We start from the raw sequence: 15,665 nt of genomic DNA, 5'->3' as shown, positions 1-15,665 counted from the left end.
AGTTGAGCAGACTTTTGGAGATATGTATCAGTAAAAAGCGGGGGACGGTCAAAACTCCTGTGGGAGAGGCGGTCCTCAGAGAGGACTGGGGAATTGAGGGAGATGCCCACGCAGGAAACTGGCACCGCCAGGTTAGCCTTCTCTCTTTTGAAAAGATCGAGGATTTCCGCAGGAGGGGAGCGGAGGTAGATCCGGGAGCCTTCGGGGAAAACCTCATTATAGAAGGGATGGACCTGCGGGCGCTTCCGGTGGGAACCCGCCTTATGGTGGGCAGTGAGGTTGTCCTGGAGCTGACCCAGATCGGAAAAGAGTGCCACAGCCACTGTGAGATCTACAGGCGCATGGGGGACTGCATCATGCCTCGGGAGGGCGTGTTCGCCCAGGTGATAAAGGGGGGACGCATCCAAAAGGGAGACCAGGTGCAAGCAGAGATGCCTGCGTCGGACCTTCCTTTTACCGCGGCTGTGATCACCCTCAGCGACAAGGGAGCCAAGGGGGAACGGGAGGACAGGAGCGGCCCGCTGGTGGCGGAGATGCTGGCGCAGGCGGGCTATGAGGTCAAAGAGCAGCTGCTCCTGGCCGATGGTGTGGAACCTCTGAAGAGCCAGCTCATCCGTCTGGCTGACCAGCGGCAGGTCCATGTGATCTTTACCACGGGGGGCACCGGCTTTTCGCCCAGGGACCTGACACCGGAAGCCACCATCGCCGCCTGCGACCGGATGGCTGACGGGATCGCGCAGGCCATACGGAACTATTCCATGTCCATCACCCCCAGGGCTATGTTCAGCCGGGCTGTGTCCGGTATCCGCGGCGGGACGTTGATCGTCAATCTTCCCGGCAGCCCCAAGGCGGTGAGAGAGGCGCTGGAGTTCCTCCTGCCCCAGCTGGGCCACGGGCTTGAGGTCCTGCGGGGGACAGCGGGCGAGTGCGGGAGAAAATAAGGCTTGCCATACAGCGGCGAAAAGCGTACACTGATGCTAGAACGACAGCCCGGGGAGGGCAGGAGGAGAGAGAGATGAAGATTTACGACACAGTAAAAAAGGAAGACGTGGAGATCGCTGATTACAAGGAACTTATCAAGATCATGCAGGATGGACGCCAGGTGGATCTGTACCTGAAGGAGAAAAAGTCGGATGAGGACGGGTACATGACCTGGGATGTGGAGCACTGGTCCAGCATTGCCCCCAAGCGCTTTATCCGCTGCTATTCCCTGGAGGGAAGAGTATTGGGTGAGTCTACCGGACACAATATCTATGATCTGGACAATGCTTTTAAGCCTGAGGAGGCTGCAAAGATCGAACTGAGCTAAAAGAGCGTGCAGAAAGCGGACGTGCAAAGAGAAGATCCCGGAGAAGAGAAAATGGTTCCGGGGTCTTCTTTTTCACTCTTGTGAAGCTGGAGAGGACGATGTGACCCGGAGCACTTCCTGCATATCCTCCGGCAGAGGAGCAGTGAATTCCATAGGTTCCCTGGTCATGGGATGGGGAAAGGACAGCCGGTGGGAGTGGAGAGCCTGCCGGCTGATGTGCGTCATATCCGGATTGTAGAGGTAGTCTCCGATGAGAGGATAGCCCAGATACTGCATGTGGACCCGGATCTGGTGGGTGCGGCCGGTTTCCAGCTTCAGTTTTACAAGGCTGTGGGGGCCGTAGTGCCCCAGCGTCTCATAGTGAGTGACCGCCTCCTCCCCCTTTTCAAAATCCACTATCCGCTCGATGATGGAGGTGCCCTTGCGGGCTAAAGGGGCACAGATGGTGCCGGCGGAGGGAGATACGTGTCCGGATACAATGGCCAGATACTCCCGCTCCAGGATCTTTTCTGCTGTCATGGTGGAGAGAATGCCGGCGCTGACCAGGTGCTTTGCCACCACAGTCAGGCCGGAGGTATCCCGGTCCAGCCGGTTGGAGCAGCGGAAGATGAAGGGTTTGCCCTGCTCTTTGTAGTACCAGGCAAGGGCGTTTGCCATGGAATTGGTGTAGTTGTTCATGGAGGGGTGTATGGGCATGCCTGCCGCCTTGTTGATGACGATGATATCTTCATCTTCATATACGATATCCAGGGGCAGATGTATGGGCGGTATTTTCCCGGAGACTCCGGTCTCGTGGATCTGGACTCTCAGGGCGTCTCCTGTCTGTACCTGTCCGCGCATATAAGCATGTACACCGTTTACAAGGATGCTCTGGGGCATCCTTTTTATGACAGAGAGATTCTGGCGGGAGTAGCCTTTTCGCCTGAGAACCTGTTCCACCCGTAGGCCGTCTTCTTCTTTTCCTATTATATAGTCTATGGTTCTGTCCATTTTTGTCCTTCCTTTCAGGCAGAATCTGGCCGCATGGGCCAGGTCAGAACTAGAGTATAGCATATAAAATAAGAATTTTCATAAATTTCACGTAAAGTGTAAAAAATTTATAAATCCTGTTGACAAACAAAAACCAGAGTGATACATTAGTAACCGTAGAGATTAGCACTCGTACTAAATGAGTGCTAACAATAAAAAGGAGGCAGCCAGGATGCAGGTCAGAGACGGACTGGGTGAGAGAAAACTGAAAATCCTTCATGCGATCATCCAGAACTACCTGGAGACAGGGGAGCCGGTAGGTTCCAGGACCATTTCCAAGTACACGGACCTGAATTTGAGCTCTGCGACGATCCGAAATGAGATGGCGGATCTGGAAGAGCTGGGATATATCCTGCAGCCCCATACATCAGCGGGAAGGATCCCTTCTGACAAGGGATACCGCCTATATGTGGATATGCTGATGGAGGAGAAGGAACAGGAGCTTAATGAGATGCAGGAGCAGATGCTGGATAAAGCAGACAAGATGGATCAGCTCCTGAAGCAGGCCGCAAGAGTTCTGGCGGCGAACACCAACTATGCGACCATGGTTTCCACTCCCATGAACAGCGCCAATAAGCTGAAATTCATTCAGCTCTCCCAGGTGGACGATGAGCAGATCATTGCGGTGATCGTGCTTGGAGGAAATGTTATCAAGAACAAGATCATCAATGTAGATGAGCCGCTTGGCAATGAAAATCTTCTGAAGCTGAACATGCTGCTCAATACCACACTGAACGGTATGTCCATTGAGGAGATCAACCTGGGACTGATAGCAAGGCTGAAGGAACAGGCAGGCATCCACAGCGCGGTGATCAGCGATGTGCTCGATGCGGTGGCAGATGCCATCCAGTTAGATGAAGATATGCAGATCTACACCAGCGGGGCCACGAATATTTTCAAATATCCGGAGCTCAGCGACAAGAAGAGCGCACAGGAGATCATCAGTGCCTTTGAGGAAAAGCAGCAGCTCACAGAGCTGGTTACCCAGACTCTTTCCCAGGAAGACAACACAGGCATCCAGGTGTATATCGGAGACGAGACACCGGTGCAGACCATGAAAGACTGCAGTGTCGTCACAGCTACGTATGAATTGGGGGACGGCATGAAGGGAACGATAGGTATCATTGGCCCGAAGCGTATGGATTACGAACATGTGTTAAAATCGCTGAAACACCTGCAGGGTGAGTTGGATGCGATTTTCCATAATAAAGAATAAGAAAGGTGGATGGACCCTTGGAAGAAAATAAAAACAGCAAAGAAGTAAATCAGGAAAAAAGCCAGGAAGATATGGTAAAAGAGGCTGTGGAAGAGGCCAAGAAGACCGCTGCCCAGCAGGAAGATCAGGGCGAAGGCGGCGAATCCTCCGCAGAAGACGCGGAGAAAGCTGAGAAAGACAGCACAGAGAGCCCGAAAGAGGATGACGAGGAAGTTTCCTCCGAGGAGGAAAAGACCGAGGGAAAGAAATTTTTTGGCAGAAAGAAGAAAGATAAAAAAGATGAGAAGATCGAGGAGCTGACAGATAAGCTCACAAGACAGATGGCTGAGTTTGATAACTTCCGCAAGCGTACAGAGAGGGAGAAATCCCAGATGTATGAAGTTGGAGCGAAAGATATCATAGAGAAGATCCTCCCCGTTGTGGACAGCTTCGAGAGAGGGCTGGATGCAGTGAAAGAGGAGGAGAAGGACCACCCCTTCATGCAGGGCATGGATAAGGTGTACAAACAGATGATGACCACACTGGCAGAGATTGGTGTCAAGCCGATCGAGGCAGTGGGACAGGAATTCAACCCGGATTTCCACAATGCAGTGATGCATGTGGAGGATGACAGCTTTGGTGAGAACATTGTGGCTGAAGAATTCCAGAAAGGTTACATGTACCGTGACAGTGTTGTGAGACACAGCATGGTGAAGGTGGCCAACTAAAAAGCAAACAACGAAATTTAAAATATAACAGGAGGAATTAATCATGGGAAAAATCATTGGTATTGACTTAGGTACAACAAACAGCTGTGTCGCCGTTATGGAAGGTGGACAGCCGGTAGTCATCGCTAATACAGAAGGCGCAAGAACCACACCGTCTGTAGTTGCATTTACAAAGACGGGAGAGCGTCTGGTAGGTGAGCCTGCAAAACGTCAGGCAGTTACAAACGCTGAGAAGACAATTTCTTCTATCAAAAGAGAGATGGGATCTGATTACAAGGTATCCATCGACGGAAAGAAATATTCTCCGCAGGAGATCTCCGCTATGATCCTTCAGAAGCTGAAAGCTGACGCAGAAGGATACCTCGGAGAGAAAGTGACAGAGGCTGTCATCACAGTTCCTGCTTACTTCAACGATGCTCAGCGTCAGGCTACAAAAGATGCCGGCAAGATCGCAGGCCTGGATGTAAAACGTATCATCAACGAGCCTACAGCAGCAGCCCTGGCATACGGCCTTGACAATGAAAAAGAGCAGAAGATTATGGTATATGACCTCGGCGGCGGTACATTCGATGTATCTATCATCGAGATCGGCGACGGTGTCATCGAAGTTCTCTCAACAGCTGGAAACAACAGACTGGGCGGTGATGACTTCGACCAGAAGATCACAGACTATATGATCTCTGAGTTCAAGAGAATGGAAGGCGTTGACCTTTCCACAGACAAGATGGCTCTCCAGAGACTGAAAGAGGCGGCTGAGAAAGCAAAGAAAGAGCTCTCCTCCGCTACAACAACAAACATCAACCTTCCGTTCATCACAGCTACAGCTGAGGGACCGAAGCACTTTGATATGAACCTTACAAGAGCAAAATTCGACGAGCTGACACACGACCTGGTGGAGAAGACAGCAGAGCCTGTACAGAGAGCTCTCTCCGATGCAGGTATCACAGCTTCTGAGCTGGGTCAGGTACTGCTGGTAGGCGGTTCCACACGTATCCCGGCTGTACAGGACAAGGTAAAACAGCTCACAGGCAAAGAGCCCAGCAAATCCCTGAACCCTGACGAGTGCGTGGCACTTGGTGCTTCCATCCAGGGCGGAAAGCTTTCCGGAGACGCCGGCGCAGGTGATATCCTTCTTCTGGATGTTACTCCGCTGTCCCTTTCCATCGAGACAATGGGCGGTGTCGCTACAAGGCTGATTGAGAGAAATACAACAATTCCTACAAAGAAGAGCCAGATCTTCTCCACAGCGGCAGACAACCAGACAGCTGTTGACATCAATGTGGTACAGGGTGAGAGACAGTTCGCAAGAGACAACAAGTCCCTCGGCCAGTTCAGACTGGACGGAATCCCGCCGGCACCGCGCGGAATCCCGCAGATCGAAGTTACATTCGATATTGATGCAAACGGTATTGTAAATGTTTCCGCTAAGGACCTTGGAACAGGAAAAGAGCAGCACATCACCATCACAGCAGGTTCCAACATGTCTGATGAAGAGATTGATAAGGCTGTAAAAGAGGCAGCAGCTTTCGAGGCACAGGACAAGAAGCGCAAAGAAGGTATTGACACAAAGAACGATGCAGACGCATTTGTATTCCAGACAGAGAAAGCTCTCGAGGAAGTAGGCGACAAGATCGACGCTTCCGAGAAGGCAGCTGTAGAAGCTGACTGCAAGGCTCTGAAAGAGCTACTGGAAAAAGTAAACATGGATGATATATCTGATGCACAGATCGCAGAGATCAAAGCCGGCAAAGAAAAACTGACACAGAGCGCACAGAAAGTATTTGCAAAGATGTATGAGCAGATGGGAGCTGGCGCAAACGCAGGTGCCGGAGCAGGCCCGAACCCGGGAGCAGGCGCTGACACAGGAGCCGGAGCAGGTCCGGAAGGCTACGGCAGCGATGATGTGGTAGACGGAGATTACAAAGAGGTCTAAGACTAAGAGATAAGATCTCAAAGGAAACATGTTCTGCGGAATCCGAAAGGGGAAGAAATCCACTTCCTGCGGATCCCGCAGAACTTTGTCTGCAAACACAGGCTTCGGACTGAGGCCTTGTGGGCAGCATGTTCCTGAATAAAACGAAAGGTTGATAGAGAATGGCAGAGTCAAAGAGAGATTACTATGAGGTGCTGGGCGTCAGCAAGGATGCGGACGAGGCAACTCTGAAAAAAGCATATAGGAAGGTAGCTAAAAAATATCATCCTGATATGAACCCCGGAGACAAAGAGGCGGAGCAGAAATTCAAAGAAGCCTCAGAAGCCTATGCAATCTTAAGTGACCCGGAAAAACGCCGTCAGTATGACCAGTTTGGCCATGCTGCATTTGAGGGCGGCGCCGGCGGAGCCGGAGGTTTCGGGGGATTTGATTTCAGCGGTGCTGATTTCAGTGATATCTTCGGAGATATTTTCGGAGATCTGTTTGGCGGGGGCCGCCGGTCCGGCAGGGCAAACCAGGGGCCAATGAAAGGAATGAATATCCGCAAGAGCGTCCGCATTACATTTGAGGAGGCGGTATTTGGCTGTGAGAAAGAGATTGATGTTGTTCTGAAGGATCCCTGTCCCAAGTGCAGCGGCACAGGGGCGAAACCGGGGACATCACCCCAGACATGTCCCAAGTGCGGCGGGAAGGGTCAGGTTGTCTATACCCAGCAGTCTTTCTTCGGCACAGTGCAGAATGTACAGACCTGTCCGGACTGTCATGGAAGCGGCCAGATCATCAAGGACAAGTGTCCGGACTGCGGCGGCACGGGCTATATTTCCAGCAAAAAGAAGATTGCTGTGACTATCCCGGCCGGTATAGACAACGGCCAGAGTGTCCGCATCCGGGAGAAGGGCGAGCCCGGCGTAAATGGAGGCCCCAGAGGCGATCTGCTCGTGGAGGTTGCGGTGTCCCGTCATCCTATTTTTATGCGACAGGATATGAACATCTTTTCTACCGTGCCTATCTCCTTTGCACAGGCGGCACTGGGCGGTGATATCCGAATAAAGACAGTGGATGGAGATGTTGTGTACAACGTAAAGGCAGGCACAAAGACAGACACAAAAGTCCGCCTGCGCGGAAAGGGCGTGCCCTCTGTGCGCAATTCCCAGGTGAGAGGCGACCACTATGTGACGCTGGTCATCCAGACACCGGAGCACCTGAGCGCGGAAGCCAAAGAAGCCCTGCGCCAGTTTGATGCCCTCTCCGGCAACACGCTGAACCAGACACCGGAGGAGCTGGAAAACCACAAGAAAAAGAAAAAGGGATTTATGGATAAAGTGAAGGAGGCCTTTGATGATTAGTCATCAGGGCCTCCCTTTTATACAGTCGTTTTGTGCAGTCGTCTTATACGGCAGCTCTATATGGTCGTGTCCCTGCGGATCAGCACCGGCGGGATGACCCTGTGGACCGGTTCCCTCTGGGGCGCCGGTCTTCTCTTTTTCCGCTCTGCCATCTGCTCAGACAGGAGCTCCATGGCCTGGTCTGCAATGACGGAGATCTGCTGTCCCACTGTGCTGATGGGGATGACTGCCTCCCGCGAGATAGGAGAGTTGTCAAAGCCGATGATTTGGTAGGTGTCCGGCAGTTTTCCGTATTTTTGCATGAGGGCGTTGAGGAGCACGTTTGCATGAGTGTCGTTGGGCATGAAGACACCTTTTTTCTGGGCGGGATATTTCTCCTCCATATAGTCTATCAGCTCCAGCACCTTTGCCTTGTTTTCATCGAACGTATTTCCCATGTGAGTCAGGATGAGCTCGTAGGGGACGTGATAATCCCGGCAGGTGTCCTCAAAGCCATGGACACGGCCGGAGGCGGGGACGGAGTCGGGCATTTTGGCATTTACGTGGATCAGGATGTCGCAGCCGCTTTTTCGCAGGAGCCCGGCAGCCTGGACGCCGCCCATGTAGTTGTCCGTGTTGACGCTGGATATGAACTCGTCCTCCCGCTCGATACCCACCACTGGGACGTGGTAGGAGGCCAGCTCCCGGGAGGAGATAGTGGGGCTTAGGATGATCATGCCCTCTATATTGTAGGCCAGCAGCTCCTCGATGTATCTGCGCTCCACATCAGCTTTGGCATTTCCCGAGAAGACGAGGAACTTGTAGCCGTATGTCTCGTAGGTGGAGAGGATCTGGCTGAGCATCTCCGAGTAGTAGTGCATGTACAGGTTGGGGATGATGACCCCAACGAACTCCGTCTGGCCGCTGGCCAGGATCCTGCCCACCTTGTTCTCCTTGTAGTCAAGAGCCACCAGGGCGTCCGCGATCTTCTGCTGGTTCTCCAGGGTGAGGGAGTCCGGGTTGTTGAAGTAGCGGGAGATGGTCGTCTTGGAAAAGCCGGTGTAGGCCGCTATGTCTGCAAATGTCACTTTTTTCGCTTTCATATGATTTCCGATCCCCTTTTCTTTGGCTCCCCGGAGGAAGCAGGTTTAAATACTGCTTGTAGTATAACAGAAAAAAGACCGTATAATCAATAAAGTAACCGGTAACAAAACCGGTTTTGTGAAAGGTGCACAAATTGGAGGGATAAAAAATGGCAGAAGCGACGAAACCCCATTTTTCTGTTGACATCCGGCTTTCAGAGGGATATGATTTTATTAAAGGAACCGGTTACTTAACCGGTAACTAAAACGGTTACACGCAAAAAGAGTTTTATAAAGGAGGAGATGTGATGAAGAAATGGAGGCTGTGCCTGACCGGAGCGGTCCTGGCGGCGGCCTGCCTCACCGGCTGTCAGCAGAAAGACCCGCAGCCGGGGGAGGTGGCAGGCTACGATGAGGGGGAGGAATACCTCTCCATATGGGTCCACTCCATCGAGGACACAGAGGAAGGACAGGCCTACAAGGAGTCTGTGGACACCTTCAACGAGGCCTACGACGGGCAGTATTTCGCGGATATCGAGTTCGTGCCCAGGAACGACAGCGGGGGAGGCTACTCGGACAAAGTCAACGCCTCCGTCATGTCGGGGGGACTGCCGGACGTGCTCACTGTGGACGGGCCCAATATCTCGGCCTACGCGGCCAACGGGATCATCCAGCCCCTGGCGGACCTGACCGAGGAGGAGGAGAGCGAGTATCTGCCCTCCATCATCGAGCAGGGGACAGTAAACGATGAGCTGTACGCCCTGGGAGTCATGGAGTCCAGCGTGGGCTTCTACTATAACAAGGACATCATCGAGGAGGCGGGCATCGAGATACCGGATGCGGACCATCCCTGGACCTGGTCCCAGTTCCTCGAGATCCTGGAGGAGTTGAAGCCCCTCATGGAGGAGAAGGACGGGTACTGCCTGGATATGACCTTCCCGGTGGGCGAGACGAGCATCTACTACTACGCGCCCTTCGTGTGGTCCGGCGGCGGTGAGCTTGTCAGCGACGACGGGCTGACAGTGGACGGATATTTCAACTCAGACCAGACTAAGGAGGCCATGGAGTTCTTCCGGACTGTCGTAGAAAATGGCTACATGTCCGAGGCCCCCATCGACCACCTCTTTGAGAGCGGGCGGGCGGCCTTCAAGTTCGACGGGGCCTGGGAGGTCAACACCGTGTACACCAGCTACCCGGATCTCAACCTGGGGGTGGCGCCCTATGTGGTCAGCGACGACTGGGACGGCGGGACCTACACGCCCACGGGCTCCTGGGCCTTCGCTGCCTCCTCCGAGGCGACGGACATCGACGCGGCCACAGAGCTGGTGAAGTGGATGAGCGGCGTGGACAGCGGGATCCGCATCTGGGATATGACGAAGAACTTCCCGTCCACCTACGAGGCATTTGAAAACATCGACGTGTTCCAGACAGATGAAAATTACAGCGCCCTGTACCAGCAGCTCACCAACTACGGGCACCCGAGGCCGAAGACCCCGGTCTACCCCCAGGTGAGCACTTCCTTCCAGGAGGTACTGGAGAGCGTGGCCCTGGGAGGCAAGGACGCCCGGACCGAGCTGGATAAGCAGGTGGAACGGATCGATCAGAAACTGGAACGTTATACAAGGGAGTAAGGAATGAAAAAGAAGAATTCAATTTTGGGAATGGCGTTTTTCGGCCCCGCGCTCGTGCTGCTGACCATCTTTCTCTTTCTGCCGATGGCGCTCACATTCGTGTTCAGCTTTACCGACTACTTCGCGCTGAACCCGGAGCTCACCCACTTTGTGGGACTGGAAAACTACTTTAATATTTTTAAGGACGAGCTCTTTGTACAGTCCTTTTTGAACACAGTCAAATTTGTCGTCATCATCGTGCCCTGCCAGTGCATCGGGGCTCTGGTGCTGGCGCTGGCCATCAACAAGGCGGCCCACTGCAAGAAATACTTCAAGGTGGCGTTCTTCGTGCCCGTAGTCATGTCCCTGGCGGTCGTCTCCACCCTGTGGATGCAGATCTACAGCCCGGAGGGTATCCTGAACACCCTGCTGGCAAACTTTGGCATCGACGCCCAGCCCTTTATCCACAGCGCCAGCCAGGCCCTCCCCTCCATCGCCGTCATGAGCGTATGGCAGGGCGTGGGCTACCAGATGATCATCTTCCTGGGCGGCCTGCAGAACATCAACCCGGCCCTCTACGAGGCGGCGGAGATGGACCACGCCAGCGCATGGCAGCAGTTTAAGGACATCACCCTGCCGGAGCTGAAGCCCCTCTGCGTGTTCGTGTTCATCACGGTCACCATCGGCGCGTTCCGCATGCTGGTGCAGCCCATGGTCATGACAGGAGGCGGGCCGGACCACTCGACCTACACCATCGTGTACGACATTTACGAGACCGGCACCGTGAACTGGGAGATGGGCCTGGCGTCCACAATGGCTATCGTATTCACCGTATTTGTGGTCATTCTCACGATCATCCAGAATGTACTGACTAAGGACAAGGAGGAGAAAAAGCATGGTATCAAAAAAGCAAAGGCGAATTAACTGGATCCTGGTAGCTGTGCTGCTGGTCCTTTCCATCTTCTTCCTGTTCCCGGTGATCTGGATGCTGGCCAACTCCTTCAAGCCGGACGCGGCAATCACGGCGGACATGAATTCCATCGCGGCCTTCATCCCGCCGGCGCTGGACGGAAATTTCTTTGACAACTACATAGAGATCATCACAAACACCAGTTTCCTGCGGTATATGGGCAACACCCTCCTCTACGCGGCCATCCTGATCGTGCTTGGCATCATTGTGAACGGCCTTGCGGGGTACGCCTTGGCGAAGATCGATTTCCCCTTCCGGGAGCAGTGGCTTTTGATCATCATGATGCTGCTGATCGTGCCCACAGAGACGGTCATCACCATCCACTTCCTGATCATCGCCAAAGCGGGACTTTTGAACACGATCCTGGGCTACATCCTGCCGTCCATCGTCAACCCCTTCAACATCTTCCTGTTCCGGCAGGTGTTCGTAAGCCTCCCGGACGACGTGTACGAGGCGGCGCAGCTGGACTTCTGCGGACCTGTGAAATACTTCTTCACCATGGTCATCCCCATGTCCAAGACAGTGGTGGCGACAGTCAGCGTATTCACGTTCCTGAATGTGTGGAACGACTACCTGTGGCCGGCGCTCGTATTTACATCCAGCGACATGCTGACAGCCCAGATCGGTCTGAACTCCATCACGTCCAATGAAAACACGACGATGGGACAGACTCTCGCGGTCATCACGCTTGTAACAATCCCTGTCATCATCATCTACTCTCTGTTCTCCAAACAGATCGTGGAGGGTGTGACATCAACAGGTTCAAAGGAAGGATAAGAGAAGATGAGTTTCATAGAATTTAAGAATGTATGTAAAAGATATCCCGGATCAGATAAGGACACAGTGGAAAATTTAAATCTCAATATCGAGGAGAAGGAGTTCATCGCCTTCGTCGGCCCCTCCGGCTGCGGCAAGTCCACCACCCTGCGCATGATCGCGGGTTTTGAGGAGATCACCGGGGGAGAGCTGTTCATAGACGGAAAAAAGATGAACGAGGTGGCGCCCAGGGACAGGGGCATCGCCATGGTGTTCCAGAACTATGCCCTCTACCCCCACATGACGGTGGAGAAGAACATCGGCTACGGCCTGAAGAACATGAAAATGCCCGCGGATGAGATCAGGAAGAAGGTGGACTGGGCCATTGAGATGCTGGGCCTGGAGGAGTACCGCTACCGCAAGCCCAAGAACCTCTCCGGCGGCCAGCGCCAGAGGGTGGCCCTCGGAAGGGCCATCGTGAAGAACCAGAAGCTGTTCCTCATGGACGAGCCCCTCTCCAACCTGGACGCCAAGCTCAGGGTCAGCATGAGGACAGAGATCAGCAAGATCCACCGGGAGCTGGGAGCCACCACCATCTACGTCACCCACGACCAGGTGGAGGCCATGACCATGGCGGACCGGATCGTCATCATGAAGGAGGGCGTGATCCAGCAGGTCGGAAAGCCCATGGAGCTCTACGACCACCCGGTGAACCAGTTCGTGGCGGGATTTATCGGTTCGCCCCAGATGAACTTCTTTGACGTGACCGTGGAGGACGGCACGGCGACATTTGCCGACGGCAACTCCATCACCCTCTCCGAGGGCACGCTGAAGAAGCTGAACGGACGCCGGGGAGAGATGATCCTGGGCATCCGGGGAGAGGACATCAAGATGGACGCCCAGAACATGGAGATCAACGGGGAGAACCGGCTCCACGCGGTCATCACGGACACAGAGGTCATGGGAAACGAGAACAACCTGTATTTTGGCTTCGGCGGGGCCCAGGCAGTGGCCCGGGTGTCCAAGTATGAGATCAGCCAGATAGGAGACAGGATAGACTTCGTGTTTATGCCATCAAAGATGCATTTCTTTGACAAGGAGACAGGCGTCAACTACATGGAGATGCAGTAAAAAGGCTGTTAGACAGAAAAAAGAAAAAATAGCATTTATTACGGAGGCAGTATGAAAACACAGAGACTACACTTAAAAGCGCCGGACAACTGGGTAAACGACCCCAACGGCTTTATATACTACAAAGGATACTACCATCTGTTTTATCAGTATTTTCCCTATGGTCCCCGGTGGGGGACCATGCACTGGGGACACGCGGTGAGCAGGGATCTGGTAACCTGGGAGCACAGGGATCTGGCCCTCTACCCTACCATGAGGGAGGATCAGAACGGCTGCTTCTCCGGGAGCGCGGTGGAGAAGGACGGCAAACTCTACCTTATCTACACCGGCGTCCGGTACGAGGTGGTGAACCCGGAGGACCCTCACACATGCCTGGACGATCAGTTTGAGTCCGCCCAGCTCATGATCTCCTCGGAGGACGGATTTCACTTTGACAACGAGAACGGGAAAAAGGTGATCATCCCCCCCATCACGGACCCGGCCATCGGCGACCGGACCCACACGAGGGACCCCAAGGTCTGGAAGAGCGGGGACCACTGGTATCTCGTCCTCGGGAGCACGGTGGGAGAAAAGTACGGGGAGGTGCTCTTCTACAGGAGCGATGACCTCCACACCTGGACCTACGTGGACAAGGCATTCAAGGGACCCGAGTACGGCTGGATGTGGGAGTGCCCGGACTACTTTGAGACGAAAGGGGGCAAGGTGCTGATCCTCTCCGCCATGGGCTTCCTTAAGAACGGGGAGAAGGAGAAAAACCAGTCTATCTGCTTTCATGTGGAGTTTGACCAGTCCTCCTGCCGGATAGAGATCCCAGATGTGTACCAGTTCCTGGACTGCGGCCTGGACCTGTACGCGCCCCAGACGACACTGGACGCGGAGGGGCGGCGGATCCTCTCCGCCTGGGTGCGGATGCCCAAGGTCACGGACGAGGGATGGATCGGCATGTTCTGTACCCCCAGAGTGGTGGAGGTAAGGGACGGGCACATCTTCTTCCCCATGCACCCGAACGTGCGGGCCGCCTACTCGCAGGAGATCCCGGCCGGCTCCCAGCGGGCGAAGGACGGCTACCTTGTCTCACTGGACCTGGAGGACGGGGAGGAGCTTGATGTGGGCGGATTTGTCATCCGCCGGGAGGGCGACCGGATCTGCACGGACCGGAGCGCCGTGTTCCCCTCCTTCCCGGGGGCCCACCTCCGCTCGGAGACGCCGGCCCTGAAGGGCGGCTGCCACCTGGACGTGGTGGTGGACAAAGACCTGGTGGAGGTCTTTGTGAACGAGGGAGAGTGCGTGATCAGCAACGCCGTGTACGGCCTGGAGGACAAGATAGGGTGCAGCGGTGAGGGGAAGAAGATGACGATGCACATTTTCAGCGCACAGCGCTGACATCCTTGCAGGAGGAAAAGAGATTGTCTCAACCATTTTTAAGCTGCTGTTTTGGAGAGTACGAAAAGTATGGAAATATGGCGGGAAATGTTATATGATATTCAGAGATATTCAACCGAAACATGCGAGGAGGAGAGGTATAGATGGATAGGAAATACGATGTGGTGGCGCTCGGAGAACTTTTGATCGACTTTACAGAGAATGGCCTGAGCGGCCAGGGCAACCCTCTGCTGGAGGCGAATCCCGGCGGAGCTCCCTGCAATGTGCTGGCCATGCTGAACAGGCTGGGGAAAAAGACAGCCTTTATCGGCAAGGTGGGAAATGACCAGTTCGGAAAGATGCTGAAGGAAGTGGTGGAGGAAAGCGGCACGGATGTGTCCGGCCTTGCCATGGATGAACAGGTACACACGACACTGGCATTTGTGCACACATTTCCGGACGGAGATAGAGAATTCTCTTTTTACCGCAATCCGGGCGCTGATATGATGCTGACCAAGGAGGAGGTTGACCCGGAAATCATCAAAAACGCAAGGATCTTCCACTTCGGAACTCTCTCCTCCACCCATGCAGGCGTGAGGGAGGCCACACGCTACGCTATTGACGTGGCGAAGGAGAACGGCCTTCTCGTCTCCTTTGACCCGAACCTGCGGGAGCCCCTCTGGGAAAGCCTGGACCAGGCGAAAGAGGAGATCCTGTACGGTATGTCCAAGTGCGATATTTTAAAGATCTCGGATAATGAGATGGAGTTTATGACGGGGACTTCCGATTACACAAAAGGGGTGGAGATGCTGCGGGAGCAGTTTGATATTCCCCTGATCTGTGTCACTCTCGGAAAAGAGGGAAGCCGGGCCTACTACAGGGATATGATCGTGGAGGCAGCCCCCTTTGTGAGAGAAGATACCATTGAGACGACCGGGGCAGGCGACACTTTTGAGGCGTGCACCCTGAACTACATTCTGGAGCACGGTCTGGAAGGCCTGACAGAGGAGAACTTAAAAGAAATGCTCACCTTTGCAAATGCGGGGGCTTCTATTATCACCACGAGAAAAGGGGCTCTGAAAGTCATGCCGGAAAAAGCGGAGATCGAGAAAGTGATCCGGGAGAGATAAGACCGGTCAGGCAAGGCCCTGAAAACGAGCCGGGATCAAAAAGGTATTTAATTTGAAACAATATTTTGCCCACACAGCAGCCTGTGTGGGCTTTTTCCTGTGTGA

The 15,665-nt window shown here is 54.0% G+C and carries 14 protein-coding genes; 12 read left to right on the top strand and 2 right to left on the bottom strand.

The genetic code is table 11. The features are described from left to right. Positions 1 to 2 precede the first annotated feature (2 nt). Positions 3 to 941, top strand: a complete 939-nt coding sequence (locus INF30_RS11330; RefSeq protein WP_226395249.1) for a molybdopterin-binding protein — start codon at positions 3 to 5, stop codon at positions 939 to 941. 74 nt (positions 942 to 1,015) lie between these two features. Beyond that, a complete protein-coding gene (locus INF30_RS11325; protein ID WP_226395248.1) occupies positions 1,016 to 1,309 on the top strand; it encodes a hypothetical protein in 294 nt (97 codons plus the stop codon). A 72-nt stretch (positions 1,310 to 1,381) separates the two neighbouring features. On the opposite strand, the gene INF30_RS11320 is transcribed toward INF30_RS11325, so the two are convergent. After that, positions 1,382 to 2,299, bottom strand: coding sequence for an RluA family pseudouridine synthase (locus INF30_RS11320; RefSeq protein WP_226395247.1), 918 nt, complete (start codon positions 2,297 to 2,299; stop codon positions 1,382 to 1,384). 211 nt (positions 2,300 to 2,510) lie between these two features. Here INF30_RS11320 and hrcA point away from each other — a divergent pair, with 211 nt between their 5' ends. The 4 genes from hrcA to dnaJ all read left to right on the top strand — a co-directional run bounded on the left by hrcA (position 2,511) and on the right by dnaJ (position 7,540). Beyond that, the gene (hrcA, locus tag INF30_RS11315; protein ID WP_226395246.1) at positions 2,511 to 3,554 is read left to right on the top strand and encodes a heat-inducible transcriptional repressor HrcA; all 1,044 of its coding nucleotides are present in this window, start codon (positions 2,511 to 2,513) and stop codon (positions 3,552 to 3,554) included. Positions 3,555 to 3,571: 17 nt separating this feature from the next. Further along, entirely contained in the window at positions 3,572 to 4,261 is a 690-nt protein-coding gene (gene grpE / locus INF30_RS11310; protein ID WP_330601320.1) for a nucleotide exchange factor GrpE, read from the top strand. Between the two features lie 43 nt (positions 4,262 to 4,304). Continuing rightward, the gene (dnaK, locus tag INF30_RS11305; RefSeq protein ID WP_226395245.1) at positions 4,305 to 6,194 is read left to right on the top strand and encodes a molecular chaperone DnaK; all 1,890 of its coding nucleotides are present in this window, start codon (positions 4,305 to 4,307) and stop codon (positions 6,192 to 6,194) included. Between the two features lie 161 nt (positions 6,195 to 6,355). Further along, on the top strand, positions 6,356 to 7,540 hold the full coding sequence (gene dnaJ / locus INF30_RS11300) for a molecular chaperone DnaJ (protein ID WP_226395244.1): 1,185 nt from the start codon (positions 6,356 to 6,358) through the stop codon (positions 7,538 to 7,540). 56 nt (positions 7,541 to 7,596) lie between these two features. On the opposite strand, the gene INF30_RS11295 is transcribed toward dnaJ, so the two are convergent. Next, entirely contained in the window at positions 7,597 to 8,622 is a 1,026-nt protein-coding gene (locus tag INF30_RS11295) for a LacI family DNA-binding transcriptional regulator (RefSeq protein ID WP_226395243.1), read from the bottom strand. A gap of 287 nt (positions 8,623 to 8,909) precedes the next feature. Between INF30_RS11295 and INF30_RS11290 the strand changes: the two genes are divergently transcribed. The 6 genes from INF30_RS11290 (at position 8,910) to INF30_RS11265 (ending at position 15,560) form a co-directional block, all read left to right on the top strand. Next, positions 8,910 to 10,232: an ABC transporter substrate-binding protein gene (locus tag INF30_RS11290; protein WP_226395242.1), complete on the top strand. Its 1,323-nt coding sequence runs from the start codon at positions 8,910 to 8,912 to the stop codon at positions 10,230 to 10,232. A 3-nt stretch (positions 10,233 to 10,235) separates the two neighbouring features. After that, positions 10,236 to 11,135 (top strand): carbohydrate ABC transporter permease, encoded by a 900-nt coding sequence (locus tag INF30_RS11285; RefSeq protein WP_226395241.1) that lies wholly within the window; start codon positions 10,236 to 10,238, stop codon positions 11,133 to 11,135. Continuing rightward, entirely contained in the window at positions 11,107 to 11,958 is an 852-nt protein-coding gene (locus INF30_RS11280) for a carbohydrate ABC transporter permease (protein WP_087173129.1), read from the top strand. Before INF30_RS11285 ends, INF30_RS11280 begins: the two co-directional genes overlap by 29 nt. Before the next feature lie 6 nt (positions 11,959 to 11,964). Continuing rightward, a complete protein-coding gene (locus INF30_RS11275) occupies positions 11,965 to 13,068 on the top strand; it encodes an ABC transporter ATP-binding protein (protein ID WP_226395240.1) in 1,104 nt (367 codons plus the stop codon). A 51-nt stretch (positions 13,069 to 13,119) separates the two neighbouring features. Next, a complete protein-coding gene (locus INF30_RS11270) occupies positions 13,120 to 14,451 on the top strand; it encodes a glycoside hydrolase family 32 protein (protein ID WP_226395239.1) in 1,332 nt (443 codons plus the stop codon). A gap of 143 nt (positions 14,452 to 14,594) precedes the next feature. Continuing rightward, the gene (locus INF30_RS11265) at positions 14,595 to 15,560 is read left to right on the top strand and encodes a carbohydrate kinase family protein (RefSeq protein WP_226395238.1); all 966 of its coding nucleotides are present in this window, start codon (positions 14,595 to 14,597) and stop codon (positions 15,558 to 15,560) included. The last annotated feature ends 105 nt before the right edge of the window (positions 15,561 to 15,665 follow it).

This window comes from Claveliimonas monacensis (genome assembly GCF_014982975.1).
GTDB lineage: Bacteria > Bacillota > Clostridia > Lachnospirales > Lachnospiraceae > Claveliimonas > Claveliimonas monacensis.
The sequence above is the reverse complement of the archived record's forward strand: the minus strand, read 5'-3'. Positions and strand labels throughout refer to the sequence as shown.

Excerpts from the sequence above, each read along its gene's own strand:
- INF30_RS11325 (WP_226395248.1), top strand. The coding sequence starts at position 1,016 with ATGAAGATTTACGACACAGTAAAAAAGGAAGACGTGGAGATCGCTGAT.
- INF30_RS11320 (WP_226395247.1), bottom strand. The coding sequence starts at position 2,299 with ATGGACAGAACCATAGACTATATAATAGGAAAAGAAGAAGACGGCCTA.
- hrcA (WP_226395246.1), top strand. The coding sequence starts at position 2,511 with ATGCAGGTCAGAGACGGACTGGGTGAGAGAAAACTGAAAATCCTTCAT.
- dnaK (WP_226395245.1), top strand. The coding sequence starts at position 4,305 with ATGGGAAAAATCATTGGTATTGACTTAGGTACAACAAACAGCTGTGTC.
- dnaJ (WP_226395244.1), top strand. The coding sequence starts at position 6,356 with ATGGCAGAGTCAAAGAGAGATTACTATGAGGTGCTGGGCGTCAGCAAG.
- INF30_RS11295 (WP_226395243.1), bottom strand. The coding sequence starts at position 8,622 with ATGAAAGCGAAAAAAGTGACATTTGCAGACATAGCGGCCTACACCGGC.
- INF30_RS11290 (WP_226395242.1), top strand. The coding sequence starts at position 8,910 with ATGAAGAAATGGAGGCTGTGCCTGACCGGAGCGGTCCTGGCGGCGGCC.
- INF30_RS11285 (WP_226395241.1), top strand. The coding sequence starts at position 10,236 with ATGAAAAAGAAGAATTCAATTTTGGGAATGGCGTTTTTCGGCCCCGCG.
- INF30_RS11280 (WP_087173129.1), top strand. The coding sequence starts at position 11,107 with ATGGTATCAAAAAAGCAAAGGCGAATTAACTGGATCCTGGTAGCTGTG.
- INF30_RS11275 (WP_226395240.1), top strand. The coding sequence starts at position 11,965 with ATGAGTTTCATAGAATTTAAGAATGTATGTAAAAGATATCCCGGATCA.
- INF30_RS11270 (WP_226395239.1), top strand. The coding sequence starts at position 13,120 with ATGAAAACACAGAGACTACACTTAAAAGCGCCGGACAACTGGGTAAAC.
- INF30_RS11265 (WP_226395238.1), top strand. The coding sequence starts at position 14,595 with ATGGATAGGAAATACGATGTGGTGGCGCTCGGAGAACTTTTGATCGAC.